General features: G+C 63.4%; 15 protein-coding genes and 1 tRNA gene. 7 read left to right on the top strand and 9 right to left on the bottom strand.

Annotated features, from left to right (window positions below; genetic code table 11):
- Window positions 1-102: 102 nt before the first annotated feature.
- Entirely contained in the window at window positions 103-501 is a 399-nt protein-coding gene (locus tag O3301_RS06960) for a barstar family protein (protein ID WP_034747450.1), read from the bottom strand.
- Between the two features lie 401 nt (window positions 502-902).
- Here O3301_RS06960 and O3301_RS06955 point away from each other — a divergent pair, with 401 nt between their 5' ends.
- The 5 genes from O3301_RS06955 to O3301_RS06935 all read left to right on the top strand — a co-directional run bounded on the left by O3301_RS06955 (window position 903) and on the right by O3301_RS06935 (window position 4751).
- Window positions 903-1415, top strand: a complete 513-nt coding sequence (locus O3301_RS06955) for a glycine zipper 2TM domain-containing protein (RefSeq protein ID WP_034785134.1) — start codon at window positions 903-905, stop codon at window positions 1413-1415.
- 97 nt (window positions 1416-1512) lie between these two features.
- A complete protein-coding gene (locus tag O3301_RS06950) occupies window positions 1513-2301 on the top strand; it encodes a spermidine synthase (RefSeq protein ID WP_305055985.1) in 789 nt (262 codons plus the stop codon).
- Between the two features lie 47 nt (window positions 2302-2348).
- Complete coding sequence (locus tag O3301_RS06945; RefSeq protein ID WP_305055984.1) at window positions 2349-4103, top strand: GspE/PulE family protein; 1755 nt, start codon at window positions 2349-2351, stop codon at window positions 4101-4103.
- Between the two features lie 68 nt (window positions 4104-4171).
- A tRNA-Lys gene (locus O3301_RS06940) sits at window positions 4172-4247 on the top strand.
- A 102-nt stretch (window positions 4248-4349) separates the two neighbouring features.
- Window positions 4350-4751, top strand: coding sequence for a hypothetical protein (locus O3301_RS06935; protein WP_305055983.1), 402 nt, complete (start codon window positions 4350-4352; stop codon window positions 4749-4751).
- A gap of 1 nt (window position 4752) precedes the next feature.
- On the opposite strand, the gene O3301_RS06930 is transcribed toward O3301_RS06935, so the two are convergent.
- Window positions 4753-5220 carry a hypothetical protein gene (locus O3301_RS06930; protein ID WP_305055982.1) on the bottom strand — a complete coding sequence of 156 codons (468 nt, stop codon included), beginning with the start codon at window positions 5218-5220 and terminating at the stop codon, window positions 4753-4755.
- Between the two features lie 39 nt (window positions 5221-5259).
- Window positions 5260-6303 (bottom strand): lysozyme inhibitor LprI family protein, encoded by a 1044-nt coding sequence (locus O3301_RS06925; protein ID WP_305055981.1) that lies wholly within the window; start codon window positions 6301-6303, stop codon window positions 5260-5262.
- 174 nt (window positions 6304-6477) lie between these two features.
- Between O3301_RS06925 and O3301_RS06920 the strand changes: the two genes are divergently transcribed.
- Window positions 6478-8640 carry a S9 family peptidase gene (locus O3301_RS06920; protein WP_305055980.1) on the top strand — a complete coding sequence of 721 codons (2163 nt, stop codon included), beginning with the start codon at window positions 6478-6480 and terminating at the stop codon, window positions 8638-8640.
- 61 nt (window positions 8641-8701) lie between these two features.
- On the opposite strand, the gene O3301_RS06915 is transcribed toward O3301_RS06920, so the two are convergent.
- The 5 genes from O3301_RS06915 to O3301_RS06895 form a co-directional block, all read right to left on the bottom strand.
- On the bottom strand, window positions 8702-9994 hold the full coding sequence (locus tag O3301_RS06915) for an MFS transporter (RefSeq protein WP_305055979.1): 1293 nt from the start codon (window positions 9992-9994) through the stop codon (window positions 8702-8704).
- Between the two features lie 155 nt (window positions 9995-10149).
- Window positions 10150-10881 (bottom strand): BON domain-containing protein, encoded by a 732-nt coding sequence (locus O3301_RS06910; RefSeq protein WP_305055978.1) that lies wholly within the window; start codon window positions 10879-10881, stop codon window positions 10150-10152.
- 104 nt (window positions 10882-10985) lie between these two features.
- Complete coding sequence (locus tag O3301_RS06905) at window positions 10986-11678, bottom strand: hypothetical protein (RefSeq protein ID WP_305055977.1); 693 nt, start codon at window positions 11676-11678, stop codon at window positions 10986-10988.
- A gap of 153 nt (window positions 11679-11831) precedes the next feature.
- The gene (locus O3301_RS06900) at window positions 11832-13565 is read right to left on the bottom strand and encodes a hypothetical protein (protein ID WP_305055976.1); all 1734 of its coding nucleotides are present in this window, start codon (window positions 13563-13565) and stop codon (window positions 11832-11834) included.
- Between the two features lie 111 nt (window positions 13566-13676).
- Entirely contained in the window at window positions 13677-14276 is a 600-nt protein-coding gene (locus tag O3301_RS06895) for a short chain dehydrogenase (protein ID WP_099388869.1), read from the bottom strand.
- Between the two features lie 111 nt (window positions 14277-14387).
- Here O3301_RS06895 and O3301_RS06890 point away from each other — a divergent pair, with 111 nt between their 5' ends.
- Window positions 14388-15305: a LysR family transcriptional regulator gene (locus O3301_RS06890; protein ID WP_251350662.1), complete on the top strand. Its 918-nt coding sequence runs from the start codon at window positions 14388-14390 to the stop codon at window positions 15303-15305.
- Window positions 15306-15315: 10 nt separating this feature from the next.
- Here O3301_RS06890 and O3301_RS06885 read toward each other — a convergent pair whose 3' ends face one another.
- Entirely contained in the window at window positions 15316-16794 is a 1479-nt protein-coding gene (locus tag O3301_RS06885) for an efflux transporter outer membrane subunit (protein WP_305055975.1), read from the bottom strand.
- Window positions 16795-16799: the final 5 nt, after the last annotated feature.

The raw sequence follows: 16799 nt of genomic DNA, 5'->3' as shown, positions 1-16799 counted from the left end.
TTGCGGCGCAACATGAGCGCCGGCGCGCCGCAGCCGCCCGGCGATGCCGGTTTTCACCTGCGCCGGAGGCCCGCTTGAGGGCGCTGCGGCAAGAGTAAGTATTTACTCAAACGAATAGAAGACGCGGAACGGGACTTTCTTCTCGGCCCAGTAGTCGGCCGCGTCGCGGAACACGTCGAGCAGGATCTCGCGCGCTTCCTTGTCGAATTTTTGCGTATTTGGCAATTGCTCGAGCACCACCAGGAAGCCCGTTTGCGTGCCCGCCTTGAACATGGTATCCGTCAGGCACAGGCGCAGGGCGTCGAAATTCTTCGCCAGGTTCTTCGGAAACAGGAATGCTTCTGCAATAATGCCGATGACTTGTTGTTTGGTCTGTCCAGCGTTGCAATGCGCATATAAAAAGTGCTGCCCGAGACGGATCGCCTCGTCTTGTAATTCGGTCACGCGAAAGGCACGGATGGACTGGACAAGGTTGGGCGGCACGGTTAGTAACAAACTCATTTTTCCCTCAAATCGACCTGTTATGTATGGATATCTTCTAGCTGCTCTTCTTATTGCATCCCCGCACGCGGGTCAATGCGCACGCGGTGATTCGATCTGTATCAACTTTTATGCGATTCAGTGCGATTTTATATAAGCCATACGCGTATTAGGGTAACGTGTTGTCCTGCATGAATCAACCCGAATATGATGTCAAACGCAAGATTTGTTACAAACCGCTGGTTTCAAGTCACTTCAACATCTTGTATCGATTGAAAGTGCATGTTACAGACTGTGGGGCAAGGGGCTTGGGCTGTTACATTTTGTTGCCACGCGAAACACTTGTCGCCGCCCGGCGGGATTACTATAGCCCCAAGTTGTAAAAAATACCCTGAAAGATTCTCTAGATAACGAGGTTACAAATGAACTTGCAAGCCAAATTGATGATGTCAGCCCTTTGTATCGGTGCATTGCCACTCGCCCAGGCCGCCGACTTTGAAGATTTCGGCAAGGTCGTGCGCGTCGTGCCGCAAGTGGAACAGATCAATCGTCCACGCCAGGAATGCCGTACGGAATACGTGCAAGTCCAGGCACCGCCGCAACAGCGCAGCGCTGGCGGCTCCATCGTCGGCGGTATCGCCGGCGCCCTGCTCGGCAGCCAGGTCGGCGGCGGCAATGGCCGCACGGCTGCGGCAGCCGCTGGCGCGATTGCCGGCGCCGTCGTCGGCGACCGTGTCGACAACCAGAACAACTACCAGGGCGGCATGCAGGAACAAGCCGTCAAGCAATGCCGTCAGGTCGACCACTGGGAATCGCGCAACAATGGCTACCAGGTCACGTACGATTACCGCGGCCGCAACTACACGAGCATCATGTCCTACGATCCGGGCGAACGCATCCGTCTGCGCGTATCCATCGAGCCTGCTCAACAGTAAGCGCGGCAACCGGCCCTTACCATGCCAGCCCCAGCGGCTGGCATTTTTTATGGCGCCCCGGCACGGGCTATAATGCGGCACACTTTCAGGCCGCCTTATGCTTATCAAACGAAAATCCATCGAACAAGTCGAATCCTCGCGCCCTGCGCGCAAGCCCCGCTACGCCCCTGTCACCCTGTCGGAAATGGATGGCGTGCGCTATCTGCATTTCGGCACGGAATGGGTGCAGGGCGCCATGCGCATCCGCAAGCCGGACTGGCCGGAACTCGAATACGCGCAGCAGATGATGGCGTGGATGCTGTGGATCGAACAGCCGCAGCGCCTCGCCCAGCTGGGCCTGGGCACGGCCGCGCTGACCAAGTTCTGCTACCGCCAGTTCCCGCAGGCGCAGGTCGAGGCCATCGAACTGAACCCGTCCGTCATCACCATCTGCGCATCGATGTTCAAGCTGCCGCCCAACGACGAGCGCCTGCACGTGCGCGAGATGGATGCGCTCGACTACGTCAATGATGACGCCAACCACGGCACGCTCGACGCCCTGCAAGTGGACTTGTACGACGCCACGGCGCGCGGTCCCGTGCTCGACAGCGCCGAGTTCTATTCCGCCTGTTGCGCCTGCCTGGCGCCGCACGGCATCATGACGGTCAACCTGTTTGGCGACCATCCCAGCTATGCAAAGAACATCAAGGCGATGAAGTTTGCGTTCGAACAGGTGATCTGCCTGCCGGAAGTCCATGATGGGAACGTGGTGGCCATCGCTTTCAAGACGAAAGTGGCACTCGATGCCGAAGCGCAAGCCGCCCTGCTCGAGCGCGCCAAGCAGATCGTCGCCGAGACCAAGCTGCCCGCCAAGTCCTGGGTCAAGGGCATCGTCAGCACCCTGTAACCGCCGGCAAGTCCAGGCAAGGCCGGCAGCCCGGAAAGGCGCCGGCCATGCCCGCATCCCCTCCTTCTCCCGATACGCCGCTGCAACTGTCGCAACTGCTGGCCTGGTTGCAGGAAGACGGCTTGCTCGACGCGGCGCAAGCGGCCGCCATCGGCGCCCAGGCCGCCCTGCTGCCGGCGCCGGCCCTGCATCCGCTGTGCAGCATCGCCCACGGCGCGCTGACGCTCGACACCCTGTGCGCCTGGCTGGCGCAACGCGCAAGCCTGCCGTATGTGCGCATCGATCCCCTGCACATCGATTTCAGCCAGGTGGCCGACGTCATGACGGCCGGCTATGCGGCCCGCTTCAACATCCTGCCCGTGGAAAGCACGCCGGAGCGCATCGTCATCGCCACGGCCCAGCCGTACGCGCTCGCTTGGCAGGCACAGCTGGGCAAGCTGGCGCCGCGCAAGCTGAGCCTGGTCATCGCCAATCCGCTGCACATCGCCGACGCCATCACGCAATTTTTCAGCCTGGCCAGTTCCGTCAAGGTGGCCCGGCAAGCCTCCACGCAAGACCTGGCGCTGCGCCAGAATGTCGAACAACTGGTGGAACTGGGCCGCAACAAGGGTAACCTGGACGCCAACGACCAGCACGTGGTGCGCATCGTCGACTGGCTGTGGCAATACGCGTTTGCCCAGCGCGCCTCCGACATCCATCTGGAACCGAAGCGCGACGCGGGCCTCGTGCGCCTGCGCATCGACGGCCGCCTGCACCAGGCCTACCAGTTGCCGCCCGTGGTCTTGCTGGCCATGACGGCGCGCATCAAGTTGCTCGGACGCATGGACGTGGTGGAAAAGCGCCGTCCCCAGGATGGCCGCATCAAGACGCGCAATGCGCAGGGCCAGGAAATCGAGCTGCGTTTGTCGACCTTGCCCACGGCCTTCGGCGAAAAGCTCGTCATGCGCATCTTCGACCCGGAAGTGGCCGTCAAGAGCCTGGCCGAGCTGGGCTTCCCACCCGCGGACGCCGAACGCTGGCGCCAGCTGACGGCACGCACGCACGGCATCGTGCTGGTGACGGGTCCCACCGGCTCGGGCAAGACCTGCACCCTGTACAGCACCCTGAAGGTGCTGGCCGGCAGCGAAGTCAATGTGTGCACGGTGGAAGACCCCATCGAAATGGTCGAACCGGCCTTCAACCAGATGCAGGTGCAAACCCAGGCCGGCATCGAACTGTCGTTTGCCGATGGCGTGCGGGCGCTGATGCGGCAAGATCCCGACATCATCATGGTGGGCGAAATCCGCGACCTGGCCACGGCCGAGATGGCCATCCAGGCGGCGCTGACCGGACACCTGGTTCTGTCGACCCTGCACACCAATGACGCGCCCTCGGCCGTCATGCGCCTGCTGGAACTGGGCTTGCCCGCCTATCTGCTGGAAGCATGCCTGGCCGGCGTGCTGGCGCAGCGCTTGCTGCGCTGCCTGTGCGCAGCCTGCAAGCAGCTGGACGCCGCTCCCGGCGCCGCTGCCTGGCAGCGCCTGACGGGCGGACAGCTGGAACGGCCGGCCGCAGCGTACCGCCCCGTCGGCTGCGCCCTGTGCCGGCACAGCGGCTACCTGGGGCGGGCCGGCATCTATGAACTGCTGGGCGTGACGGAAACGTTCGGCCAGCTGGTCAAGGCGGGCGCCGACCTGCACGCGCTGCGCCGCCAGAGCCTGCTGGACGGCATGACGCCGCTGCGCATCGCCGGCGCGCGCAAGATCATCGATGGCACGACCAGTCTCGACGAAGTGCTGAAGCTCACGGCGGCCCTGCCTTAGCAGGCCGGCACTTTCTCGCAGGAATGCTTTGCATTCTTTTTCAACTGATATATAATGCGGCCTCTTTCGGGTCGTTAGCTCAGCTGGTAGAGCAGCGGACTTTTAATCCGTTGGTCGCAGGTTCGAATCCCGCACGGCCTACCACGAATGCGCAGTACTAAAAAGCCAATCCTCCGGGATTGGCTTTTTTCGTTTCCAGCCCCCGGTTATACTGGCCCTTCGTCTTGCCAGCCCTGAAAGAAAAGCATGAAACTTGCCGCCACCCTCTTCCTCCTGGCCTGCGCCTGCCTGTCCGCACAGGCGCAAACACCCATCGTGCTCGACGGCCAGTACAGCGCGCGCACGGACGAGATGAGCCTGGAAATCATCGGCAACCGCGTCTGCTTCGCGCCCGACAAGGCGCAGTGGGGCCGTTTGCCCCGCCCTGCCGCCACGCACGATGCGTGGTTTTGTTTCAGCAACGATGGCGAGGCGCGGCGCCTGCTGCGCGTACCCGCGCGCCAGGCCGACAATTGCGGTTGGCAGGCGCGTGCGCGCATCGTCATTGATACGTATCAACCATATGTGGAGCAAGGCGACGGCAACGACATGGCGCGCCTGGCGTCGGTCATCAAAGTGGCGCAACCGAACGCCATCGCCTGCGAATAAATCAGTCGAGTTCGTATTCCTGCAGATAACGGGCGAACAGTTCCCCATCGGCCAGCGGGCACGCAAACCCCGCGCCCCAGTCGGCCAGCAGCAACCGTTCCTTCAAGGGCAGCAGCAACAGCTCGGGCATGCCATCGCTGCACCACAGGTCGCACACGATGCCCTTGTCGTCCAGGCCGGCGAACAGGGTTTCCGTGTGCTCGCTGCCAAAGGCCAGCACGTTCTTGCATTCCACCCGGTAACTGCTGTAGCCCGTGTAGACGGCGTCGTAGGGCGGCAAGGCGTCCGCCAGCGCCAGGCGCAGCTGGTCCGCCGTGAGGCCCAGCGCGCGCAGCGGCGACGGCGGCGCCTCGGGCACATACATGTCCGTCCAGCCGGCGCCGCTGCGGTGCGCGTCGGCGAACGCCTGCTGCTCGCCCATCTGCGTCAGACAGTGCTGTAGATTATCCAGCGGCAACAATTCGATCATGCAAAAATCGTCTTCGTGGTAGTACGCTTCCCGCATGGCTCAATTCCCCAGCAAATCTTGCAGTTGCACATTGCGCCGCGACGTCAGCCGGCCGGCCCAGGTCTCGCTCGTCACGGCTGGATAGCGCACGGCGCCAAAATTCATCCAGGCATCGCGGTACGCCAGCCACAAGCGCTGGGTGGCGCGGATGCCATCCTTACCCACAGCGCCCGCATGGGTTTCCGCCGGCTTTTTCATGAGCTTGCCGTAGATGGCGTTGAGTTCCTTGTCGAGCGCCGCCGCCTGTTCCTTGGACATGCTTTCTGGCAACTTGCCCGCTTCATACTCGCGCAGATCGTGCGCCAGTTGGTCGAGCTCGGCCGTGCGGGCGGCGATGCTCAGGGCGGCGCGCGCCGTGCCGCTCAAATCCGTTTCATTCGCCGCGCGCGCGTCGGCAAACTTGCTTGCCGCCGCCTGCAGCTTTTGCAGCGACGCTTGCGCCACGGCCGGCATGGCCGCACTGACCTTATCTGTCGCCTGCGCGCGCACGCGCTGCTTTTGCCGCGCATCGATGGCGCTGCACACGCCCATCATGTAGCCGCTGGTGATGTCGTCGCACAGGTCGATCATGCCGCGTCCGCTGGCATTGATCTGCTGCAAGTGCTCGATGCGTCCCCGCATCTCGGCCGGCGCCGCATCGATGCTGCACGCATACTTCAGCGCCAGCAACGGGTCTTTCTGCACGCCCTGCCCATTCTGGTACAGCATCATCAGCACGGCGCTGTTCTGCGTGGCCATGGCGCAATGGCGCGCGGGACGCCAGTCGGCCGGCTTGGGCGAGGACATACTCTTGGTATCGTAATACAGGTCCGTTGCCTGGCATTGCTGCAGGGACGCCACGGCGGACGGCGCCGGCAAGTCGGCCGGCGGCGCCGCATCCTTGACCTTCAGGCAAGCCGCATACCAGGCCGTGCTTTCCGCGTGACCCACGCCCATGGCGCTGGTATTCGGGTACGGTGCGGCGGCAGCGGCAAAAACCGGGGCGGCCAGCAGGCAGTTCGCGCCCAGCAATAGCGTTTTCAATAAGGGTAGACTAATTTTCATGTTGAATCGGCGCCAGCGTGAGTAAAGCGGCAAGTTTAACTGATCGGATACGCCCCACCCGTCCGCCATGCGTGCGCCGGCCTGGTAAGTAACGGTACACAGCCTTGGCAGTGCAGGAAACGATGGGCAATAATGTTGCCCGCTGTACTTTTTTCACTACTCCGGACCACGCCCATGACCTCACCCCGTCTTCGCCGTTCCCTCGGCTCGCTGCTGATCGCAGCGGCCTGCGCCTCGCTGGCAACGACCGTCCACGCCGCCAATACCAAGGCCACCACCCCAGTTGCCGCCACGCAGGCCAGGCACGCCATCACGCATGAAGACGTGTGGCTGATGAAACGGGTGGGCGCGCCCGTCGCCAGCCCCGATGGGCGATGGGCCGTGTTTTCCGTGGTCGACAGCGCCTACGACAACAAGGACCAATCGTCCGACCTGTGGATCAAGTCGCTGCTTGACGACAGCCCTGCGCGCCGCCTGACCTCTTCCAAGGGCGGCGAAAGCGCCGTGGCCTGGTCGCCGGACAGCCGCCAGCTGGTCTTCGTTGCCAAGCGCGACGGCGATGAAGCGGGCCAGATTTACCGCCTCGACGTGGCCGCCGGCGGCGAAGCGCAACGCCTGACCTCGCTCACCCTGGGCGCGCGCATGCCGAAATGGAGTCCGGACGGCAAGCAATTGCTGTTCATCAGCGACATCTATCCAGGCAACAAGACGGAAGCCGACGTCAAGCAAAGCGCGAAAGAGCGCAAGGAGCGCAAATACAGCGCCCGTTCGTATGAAACGACGGCGCCCCGCTATTTCGACAAGTGGCTGACCGACAAGCAGGTGCGCCTGTTCATCGTCGATGTGCAGCCTGATACGAAAGGTGAAAACACGCCGCGCGACATCCTGTCGGGCACGCAACTGGTCACCCTGCCGGGCTTCGGCGGCGGCCAGGGCGACGAGGGACAATCGCTGGACGCCGTCTGGACGCCGGACGGCAAAGCCGTCGTCTTCAACGCGGCCACCAACCGCGATGCGGCCCAGCGCGAAGCCGTCTACTCGCAACTGTATCTGCTGCCCGTGGCGGGCGGCGAAGCGCAGCGCTTGACGCAGGACAAACATAGCTACGGTTCCCTGAAATTTGCCGCCGACGGCAAGACCCTGTTCGCCCTCAGCGACGCGCAAACGCCCGGTAAAGTGTATGACGTGAAGCGCCTGGCCAGCTTCGCCTGGCCGATGAGCAACCCTGCACCGACCATCCTGACGGCCAAGCTGGACCGTTCGATCTCCCGCTTCGTGCTGCCCGAAGGCGGCAAGCGCGTCCTCTTCAGCTATGAACATGCGGGCCTGGAAAAGCTGTACTCGATCGACGCCAGGGGCGGCGACGTGCGCGAAGAGCCATCCTTGCCTACGGGCACCATCAACTCGCTGAGCAGCGGCGGCAAGGCCTTGGTCGGCGTGTGGGAGTCCGCCATCAACCCGCCGGAAATCTATGCCTTCAACGGCAAGCAACCGAAACGCCTGACGGCTTTCAATACGGACAAGGCAGATAAGATCGACTGGCAGGCGCCCGAGCACTTCTGGTTCACGACGGCCGACGGCCGCCAGATCCACAATATGCTCGTCAAGCCAGCCAATTTCGACCCGAACAAGAAATATCCGCTGTTTACTGTCATCCACGGCGGCGCGGCCAGCATGTGGCGCGACCAGTTCGTGCTGCGCTGGAACTATCATTTATTGGCCAAGCCCGGCTATGTCGTGCTGCTGACGGACTACAAGGGTTCCACCGGCTATGGCGAGGAATTCTCGCGCTCGATTCAATTCGACCCATTGAAGGGCCCGGGCGACGAAGTCAACCAGGGTGTCGATGAAGCCATCAAGAAATATCCATTCATCGACGGCACGAAACTGGCCGCCGGCGGCGCCAGCTATGGCGGCCACCTGGCCAACTGGCTGCAAGCGACCACCACGCGCTACAAGGCCATCGTCTCGCACGCGGGCGAAATGGACCTGATCATGCAGTGGGGCACCAGCGACGGAGGTTTCGGCCGTGAAACGAATGCAGGCGGCCCCGTCTGGTCGAACCTGCCCGTGTGGCGCGACCAAAGCCCGGTCATGCAAGCGGGCAACCACGAAAAAGGCACGGGCTTTACCACGCCGATCCTGATCACCGTGGGCGAGCTCGACTATCGCGTGCCGGCCAACAATGCCTTGATGAACTTTGCCGTGCAACAACGCCTGAACGTGCCGGCGAAACTGCTGGTCTTCCCGGACGAAAACCACTGGATTTTGAAGGGCGAGAACAGCCGCTTCTTCTACAGCGAACTGGAAGGCTGGCTGGCCAAATACCTCAAATAAGTCCTGAAACGTTCTTGAAAAATGAAAAAGCCAGGCTCCGCACACGCGGACCTGGCTTTTTTCATGCGGGCTGGGCGGAGGCCACGGCCGCCTTCTGACGTTGAATTGCCAGCACCATCAACGCGGCGACGAGGCAGGCGGCGCCGGCCGCGAACAGGGCCGGGTTGTAGGTCAGCATCAGGGTGCGGATGCGGCCCGCGCCATACGCGGCCACGGCGGCGCCCAACTGGTGGCCGGCGAAGATCCAGCCGAACACCATGCCCGCCCGCTCCCGGCCAAACGTGGCCCCCACCAATTTGACGGTGGGCGGCACGGTGGCGATCCAGTCCAGGCCGTAGAACATGGCGAACAGCGACAGGCCGTACAAGGTAAATTCCGAATACGGCAGCCAGAACAGCGACAAGCCCCGCAAGCCGTAGTACCAAAACAGCAATTTCCGGTTGTCATAGCGGTCCGACAGCCAGCCCGACAGGATCGTGCCGAACAGGTCGAAGGCGCCCATCATGGCCAGCACGGACGCGGCCGGCACGGCGGACAGGCCCGAGTCGCTGCACAGGGAAATGAAATGCGTCTGGATCAATCCGTTGGTGCTGAGGCCGCAGATGAAGAAGGTGCCGAACAGTATCCAGAAGGTGCGATTCGCGGCAACACTGCGCAAGATCAAAAAGGGCGTGGCAAACGTCATCTTCGCTGCTGGCGGTGGCGCCAGCGGCGTGGCCGGATCGGCGCCATACGGACGCAAGGCCACATCCTGCGGACGGTTGCGCATGCACAGGAAGGCCAGCACGGCGACGATGGCGCAGGCGGCAAACACGGGCATGACGGCCGTGCGCCAGCCGTAATGCTCGATCAGCCAGGCGCCCACGGGCAGGAACAGCAGCTGGCCCGTAGCCGAGCTGGCCGTCAGCACGCCCACCACCAGGCCCCGGTGCGTCTCGAACCAGCGGTTCGCCACCACGGCGCTCAAGACCAGCGCCGTCATGCCCGAACCGAGGCCCAGCAAGATGCCCCACAGGGCCACCAGGTGCCAGAACTGCGTCATGCGCGTGGCCAGCAGCATGCCGGCGGCGATCAGGCCCAGGGCCACGCAGATGATATTGCGCAAGCCGAAGCGCTCCATCAGGATGGCGGCAAACGGGCCCATCAAACCGAACAGCACGAAGCGCACGGCCAGGGCCGAGGAAATCTGCTCCGCATCCCAGCCGAATTCTCGGCTCAACGGTTGCATCAGCGCGCCCGGCAAGCCCAGCGCGGCCGACGAGGTTAATGCCGTGAGAAAAGTGATGGCGACGATGACCCAGGCAAAGTGGATGCCGCGCCGCTCCAGCCATTGCGAAAAAGGATAGGAAAGCATGCAGTCCCCATGAGAAAAGAGTTAGCCCAGCACCGCCTGCTGGCGGGCTTTTTCCCATGTTATATTATGATCGTAATTTATACAATCAAAAAAAGCTGGAGCTGCACTGCTGCGTGCGGCTCCAGCCCTGGCCTTAACATCTGTACAAAATGCGCTTACTTCACTTTCAAGCCATTCTTCACATCCGTCACGCCTTCCACGCCACGGGCCAGGTCGGCCGCTTTTTTCACTTGCGCCTGGGAAGGCACGAAGCCGCTGAGCATGACGACGCCGTTCACCGTTTCCACGTGCACATCGAGCGCTTTCAAGTCATTGTCCTTGACGAGGTCAGCCTTGATCTTGGTGGTGATGACGGAGTCGGCCACGGCCGTCTTCGTGCTGCCGGCCGCGTTGCGCGTCACGCAGGCAGCCTTGGCCGTCGCCTCCATGGCGTCGCAATTTTCCTTCGTCGTGGCGGGCGGATTTTGCGCCACATTGGTGCCGGCCCTGGCGCCCGTTTTCGCGTCGGCCAGGGCCGCCGTTTTCGCCGCCTTGGCATCGTTCATGCACGTGGTTTTATCGGCGCCAGTGCGGTCGCCGCACTTGGCCCTGGCCAGGTCATACTCGGCATTGGCGACGTCCTTGCGGGCCTTGCCCAGCTCGCGCGGCGTGTTGCGGTACTGGGCCACGGCGTCCGAATCGGCCTTGGCGCGCGCCACCCTGGCTTCTTCCACGCAGACTTTTTTCGCGTTGCCGCTATGGCTGTCGCAGGCGGCCTTGGCCTGCTTGTAATCACTGGATGCCTTGTCCGTCAAACTCTTGTATGAGGCATCCTGCGCATACGCGGGCGTGGCGGCAAGCAAGGCGCTGGCACTGGCGGCCAGCATGAGTGCGATCATTTTGTTCATGATGGTTCCTCTCTGGTTAATTGATGCCCAGATTAGACCCCTGCCGGACGCAAAGCTCCGTGCGACAGCACACGCTGACAGGCCATCCGCGTGAAAAATCATGTTTATTTGTCGCCGCTCAAGCCCTTCCGCCACAATACTTGCGCCTGTTCAAATGGTGAAGCGGAGTCATCAAATGCACCCGCGCCATCGGCCAGCGCCAGCCATGCCTGCGTGGCGTGCGAACCATCCACGGCCTCGCCAGCCGCGCGCACGCCGCGCATCCAGGCCAGCACCTGCTGGTACTGGCCGGGGTGGCGCCCATGCATCCAGGCCAGAGCCACCAGATCCGCATAGGCCTCTTCACGGCGCGTCTCGCACAACTCCTGCGCCAGCGGTGTCAACCTGCCCCGCTGCATGCTGAGCGGCTCGACAAAGCCGCGCGGCAAGGCATGCCAGTCGCCCTGCGCATAGCGCTGGCAATGGCCGATTTCATGCGCCGTCATCGCTTCGATCATGAAGCCGTCGCGCGCGGGCGGCACGCCCTGCAGGACAGTATCGGCCATGGCATTGCCGCGCAAGGACAGCACCAGCTTGCAGCGCCCGGCTGCGTAGCCCAGCGCCAGCGGCACGGCGCCGGGCGCCTCCTGCGGCTGCACGATGATATCGATGGGCAAACCTTGCGCCCGCGCAAACGCGATCACGGGCTGGCCCGCCTGCAGCCAGCGCACTTCCAGATCGGTGAGACTGGCGGCAGCCACGGCGGGCAAAGGAGATAGGGCGATGAGCAAGCTCATCAGTAAGAGCGGATTGGGCATGGGGTCGACAGGACAAATGGGGCAGCAACCATTGCAGGGTAAGCGGCGCGGATATTTCCACAAGGAAAAACTGGCAACTTTTCACAAATAAAGACGAAAAAAAACCGGCGCAAAGGCGCCGGCTTTTCACACTGAGAATAGTCAAGCTCGGGCTTATTTCTTCGCCGCCTTGTCCAGCGCGCGGGCCGTGACGAATTCCGGACGGATATCGTTGGGCACGGCCTTCATCTTGTCGAGCGCCACCTGCACTTCCGGGCGGATGACCACGTATTTGCTCATCATCGCTTGCGCGCGCGCATAGTCGCCCGTCGCCTCGATGGTCAGAAATTCGCGGTCCAGGTCGATCACGGCTTGCTTGATCTTGCCAAAATCGACGCCGAACTTGCCATCGCCCAGCGACACAAAGCCGCCCTTGTCGAGGATGTAATTCATCTGGATGGCCATGCCGCGCGCATGCGAATCCGTCAAGCCGAAATGCAGGGTGCGGAAACCGGAAGCGAGGAAAGTGTTGTACAGCTTGCGCTCGGCCACGTCGCCCTGGCCCAGGGTATCGTTCAACTGGCCCTTGTCCATCATGTAGCGCAGCGCAAACAGGCCCGTGATGTCGGCCTTGGCTTCTTCGATGGTGGAATACGCTTCCTTCAAGTCCTGGCGCGGCGTCGATGGCTTGCCGTCGACGATGGTGGCGTGCGGGCCCAGGCCGTGCATGATTTCATGCGCGAGGATGTGCGTGAAGAAGGAATTGAAATCCACGTCCTGCTGCGCTTCGGGCGTGAGCACCAGTTTCGAGATCGGCGTCAGGGTGGCCTTGAACTTGGCTTCCTGCACGTTTTTCAGCATGACGCGCTTGGAACCGCGCGCGCTGATGATGCGCTCGTCGTTCGGCAAGTTGTAGGCGGCCGTCTGCACGGCCATGTTGCCGTCGCCCGCGCCATACACTTGGTTGACCACCACCATCGGCGCCAGCGCGCCCACTTTCGGGTTGCGGTACTGGGCGTCGAGCGGCAGGTTGTCTTCCAGCTCCTGCATGTGCTTGGCGAAGAAGTTCAGTTTTTGCGTTTCTGCCTGGTCGCGGATGTTCACGTAGGCTTCGAAGGCGGCCTTGTAGCCGAACAGCTCGTCGTTATACGTTTCGTACGGGCCGATGGTGATGTCGACGGGCGAATCGAGGTCCATCCAGGCGAAGTCGGACGGCAGATAGTCGTTGTCGAGGAAAGCCTTGGCGCGCAGGGTCAGGAATTTCTTCAGCGATGCATTGTCCGTGGCGGTGGCCGCCTCGTCGAGCAGCTTGGCCAGTTGCTTCAGTTCCACCTTGTACTCGTCCGAGTATTTGATCGTCTGGTATTTGCCGTCCTTGCCCGCGCGGATGGTCGTGAAAAACCATTGCGCCTGCTGTTTGTCGTCTGGCGACAAACCATTCATCCACGTTTCCAGGCTGGCCTTGGTGGCGCCCTGCGGATAGAAATTGCCCGCTTCCGGCTTGTGCGCGGGAATCGTGATGCCGGCATAGCTGGCCGGCATGAACGAGGCGTGGGCGTCGAGCACCGACCAGGGACCCTTGTTGATCCAGAAATAGTTCAGACGGGCCTGGCCCAGGGCCGACTTGTCCTTCTTCAAGGCCGCCCACAGCGCTTCATTGCCGGACCAGCGCTGGCGCAGCTGCAGCACGTCGACCAGCTTGGCCGCCTCGACCAGCTTGGCGATGGCCTGGCGGTCGCCCGCGGACAGGTGCGTGACATCGGCCGTCAGCGCGACGGGCGCATAGCGGGCACTCATGCTGGTCAGCTGTTGCGCGGTGGCCGGGGTGGCTGGTGCGGCGGCTGGCGTCGCGGCGCAGGCGCTGCCGACGGCAGCGGTCATCAGCAGGGGAATCAGGATGTTTTTCATGGGGCCTCGGTGTATGGTTCACAGCAAGCAAGCGCCCCGCACCATCACGGCGCGGCCGCTTCCTTGTTCAGCCTGCGATTGTCCCACCTGCCCCATGGCATGGCAAGCGGCTTACCAGACCTTGTATACCTGTCCCGTCTGCGCCCCTTCCACGCTGCGGCTGTAAGCCAGGGCCACGCGGCTGGCGGCGACCGGTTCGAAGCCGTAGAAGAAGGGGCCATACGACTCCAGCGACTCTTCCAGCACCGTGGGGCTGACGACATTGATGCGCACGCCGCGCTGCAACTCGATGGCGGCGCCCCGCACGAAACCTTCCACGGCCGCGTTGGTCATGGTGGCGGCCGTGCCGAAGCGGATGGGCTGCTCGGCCACGATACCGCTCGTGAGCGTGATCGAGCCGCCGTCGTTCAGGTATTCCTGCGCCACCAGCGCCACGTTGACCTGGCCCATCAGCTTGCTGTCCAGGCCCAGCTGAAATTGCTCGGGCGTAAATTCGGCCAGGGGGCCGAAATGCAGCTTGCCGGCCGTGACGACGACGGCATCGACCTTGCCGATGCGCTTGAACAGGGCGCGCACTTGCGCGATGTCGCCCATGTCGGCCTGGTGCGTGCCACTGCGGCTGCCCACCTCGATGATTTCATGGCGTTGCGCCAGTTGGGCGGCGACAGCCGTGCCGATGGTGCCGCTGGCGCCGATGATAACGATTTTCATGATGCTTCCTTGTCTGGTTGAACGATGGAGCCAGTATGCGCCGCTTACAAAAAGGAATAAATACGCTAGAATTTACAAGATTACTAATCTACAGTTTGCAATCAAGGCGCCATGGATAAATTGCGCAGCATGGAAATTTTTGTCGCCGTCGTCGATGCGGGCAGTTTCACGGCCGCCGCCGAGGCATTCCAGATTTCGCCCGTGATGGTGGGCAAGCACATCAAATACCTGGAAGAGCGGCTGGGCGCGCGGCTGCTGGCGCGCACGACGCGGCGGCAAAGCCTGACGGAAATCGGCCAGCAATATGTGGAGCAGTGCCGCCAGATTTTGGCCAGCATCCATGCGGCCGAACGGGGTGCGGAAGCCATGCGCACGGCGCCGCGCGGCAAGCTGAAGATCACGGCGCCCGTGTCGTTCGGCAGCGAGTGCATCGCGCCGCTGCTGGCCGACTACCTCGATGCGTATCCGGAAGTGAGCCTGGAATTGAACCTGAACGACAGGACGGTGGACCTGGTGGAAGAAGGATTCGACGCCGCCATCCGCATCGGCAAGCTGGAAGATTCCGCCATGGTGGCGCGCGCGCTGCGGCCGTATGCGATGGTGATCTGCGCCGCGCCCGCCTACCTGGCCAGACACGGCACGCCGCGCACGCCGGCCGATCTGGCGCGCCACGAATGCCTCGATTTCATGCAGTGGACGCGCCATGTGCGCTGGCGCCTGGCCAGGAGCGGCGACGACGACGGCAGCCCCGTGCGCGAGAGCCGCTTCCGTTCGAACAATGGGCAGGCGCTGCGCGTGGCGGCCCTGCACGGCTTCGGCATCGTCATGCAGGCGGAAATCCTGATGGCCGGCGATATCGCCGCCGGCAAGCTGGTGCCGCTGCTGGCCGACTACGTACCGGCGCCGCGCCCCATGCACCTCGTGTATGCGCGCGACCGCCAGCCCACGCCGAAGCTGACGACTTTCATCGATTTTCTGCTGGAACGCTACGGGCCGGCGGCGACACCGCCGCCGGCCACGCTCACGTAACTGGAGGAGCCTAGTTGGCCTTTGCGGCGGGCGCCGACGCCAGCTTGGCCAGTTCGCCGTCCGGCTGCCAGCCGGCACCAAGGGACCTGGCCACGGCGACCGTCGCCAGCAGGCGCTGGGTCTTGATCTGCGCGGCGGCGCGGTCCGCCGCCAGCGAGCTGCGTTGCGCATCGGTCACGTCCAGGTAGGACGAGATGCCGCGCTCGTAGCGCGTGCGCGCCACCAGGTAGGCGCGCGCCGCCGCTGCCTGCGACAGGGCCTGGGCGTCGCCCTGCAACTGGCGCTGCTCCACATCGGACAGCGCATCTTCCACTTCGCGCAAGGCCGTCAAGAGCTTTGTTTCATGATTCGCCACGGCTTCCGCATAGCGCGCCTTGGACAAATCCAGGTTGGCCTGGTTGCGGCCACCGTCGAAGATGGGCAGGGACAGGGCCAGCGGACCAAAACTGAACTGGCGCGAACCGCCCTGCGCCAGGTCGCGCAGCTTTTCGGACGCATAGCCGAAATTGCCCGTCAATTGCAGCGAAGGGTAAAACGCGCCTTCGGCCACGCCCACCTGCGCATTCGCCGCGCGCAGGCCCGCCACGCTGGAAACCAGGTCCGGGCGGTGCGCCAGCAGGCTGGCAGGCAAGCCGACAGGGATACCTGGCGGCAGCGGCAGGCTGGAAGGCTCGGCGGCCACCGGCAGCTGCAGCGCCGACGGCGGCTTGCCCGTCAGGGTGGCCAGGCTGTTTTCCAGCTGGTTGCGCTGGCGCTTGACTTCATGCAGGTCGGCTTGCGCGTTCGACAGTTCCACTTTCGCGCGCGCCAGGTCCAGCTCATTCGTCAGGCCCGCGTTGAAGCGCGCCTCAACCAGCTGGGCCGATTCGCGGCGCGTGTCGAGCGCGCCATTCAAGATCGCCATTTCCGCATCCAGCCCCCGCAGCTGCCAGTAATTGCTGGCCACTTGCGCCGACAGCATCAGCAGCACGCCGTCGCGGTCCGCCTGCGCCGCCAGCGCCTGCGAGTCCGCCGCTTCGACCATGCGTTTGACGCGGCCCAGCAAGTCGACTTCATACGACAGCGTGCCGCCGACGGAAAAATTGTTGCCGCTGATGGAGCGGTTGCCCAGGGCCAGGCCCTGCGAGGTGTTGGCCGAGGTGCGCGAGTTCGAAATGCCCGTGCTGACGTTCACGCTCGGGCCCTGGTTGGCGCGCGCCGTGCCGCTTTGCGCCAGCGCCTGCAGCAGGCGTTCGCCGGCCGCTTTCACGCTCGGGTTGTCGCGCAGCGCGGCTTGTTCCAGCCGGTTCAGGGTGTCGTCGCCGAATACGTTCCACCATTCGGCCGGCAATTGCGCGGCGTCCGCGCTACCCGCGCCGTGGCGGAACGTGGCCGTGTCGATGCCGGCCAGATTGGCGGGCGCCTTGAAATCCTGGCCCACGGTGCCGCAGGCGGCAAGCAGCACGGCCAGCGAGGCGGCTGCGGCGATTTTGGTCATAACTGTGTTCATGATGT

The sequence above is a fragment of the Janthinobacterium sp. SUN211 genome, from assembly GCF_030587315.1.
Classification (GTDB): domain Bacteria; phylum Pseudomonadota; class Gammaproteobacteria; order Burkholderiales; family Burkholderiaceae_D; genus Janthinobacterium; species Janthinobacterium kumbetense.
Note: the sequence above shows the minus strand (reverse complement) of the source record. Positions and strands in the feature narration are given on the sequence as shown.

Bases quoted from the DNA above. Each gene is read 5' to 3' on its own strand.
- O3301_RS06915 (WP_305055979.1), bottom strand. From the start codon at position 9,994: ATGCTTTCCTATCCTTTTTCGCAATGGCTGGAGCGGCGCGGCATCCAC.
- O3301_RS06935 (WP_305055983.1), top strand. From the start codon at position 4,350: ATGAAACTTGCCGCCACCCTCTTCCTCCTGGCCTGCGCCTGCCTGTCC.
- O3301_RS06905 (WP_305055977.1), bottom strand. From the start codon at position 11,678: ATGCCCAATCCGCTCTTACTGATGAGCTTGCTCATCGCCCTATCTCCT.
- O3301_RS06950 (WP_305055985.1), top strand. From the start codon at position 1,513: ATGCTTATCAAACGAAAATCCATCGAACAAGTCGAATCCTCGCGCCCT.
- O3301_RS06930 (WP_305055982.1), bottom strand. From the start codon at position 5,220: ATGATCGAATTGTTGCCGCTGGATAATCTACAGCACTGTCTGACGCAG.
- O3301_RS06920 (WP_305055980.1), top strand. From the start codon at position 6,478: ATGACCTCACCCCGTCTTCGCCGTTCCCTCGGCTCGCTGCTGATCGCA.
- O3301_RS06885 (WP_305055975.1), bottom strand. From the start codon at position 16,794: ATGAACACAGTTATGACCAAAATCGCCGCAGCCGCCTCGCTGGCCGTG.
- O3301_RS06890 (WP_251350662.1), top strand. From the start codon at position 14,388: ATGGATAAATTGCGCAGCATGGAAATTTTTGTCGCCGTCGTCGATGCG.
- O3301_RS06945 (WP_305055984.1), top strand. From the start codon at position 2,349: ATGCCCGCATCCCCTCCTTCTCCCGATACGCCGCTGCAACTGTCGCAA.
- O3301_RS06925 (WP_305055981.1), bottom strand. From the start codon at position 6,303: ATGAAAATTAGTCTACCCTTATTGAAAACGCTATTGCTGGGCGCGAAC.
- O3301_RS06900 (WP_305055976.1), bottom strand. From the start codon at position 13,565: ATGAAAAACATCCTGATTCCCCTGCTGATGACCGCTGCCGTCGGCAGC.
- O3301_RS06955 (WP_034785134.1), top strand. From the start codon at position 903: ATGAACTTGCAAGCCAAATTGATGATGTCAGCCCTTTGTATCGGTGCA.
- O3301_RS06910 (WP_305055978.1), bottom strand. From the start codon at position 10,881: ATGAACAAAATGATCGCACTCATGCTGGCCGCCAGTGCCAGCGCCTTG.
- O3301_RS06895 (WP_099388869.1), bottom strand. From the start codon at position 14,276: ATGAAAATCGTTATCATCGGCGCCAGCGGCACCATCGGCACGGCTGTC.
- O3301_RS06960 (WP_034747450.1), bottom strand. From the start codon at position 501: ATGAGTTTGTTACTAACCGTGCCGCCCAACCTTGTCCAGTCCATCCGT.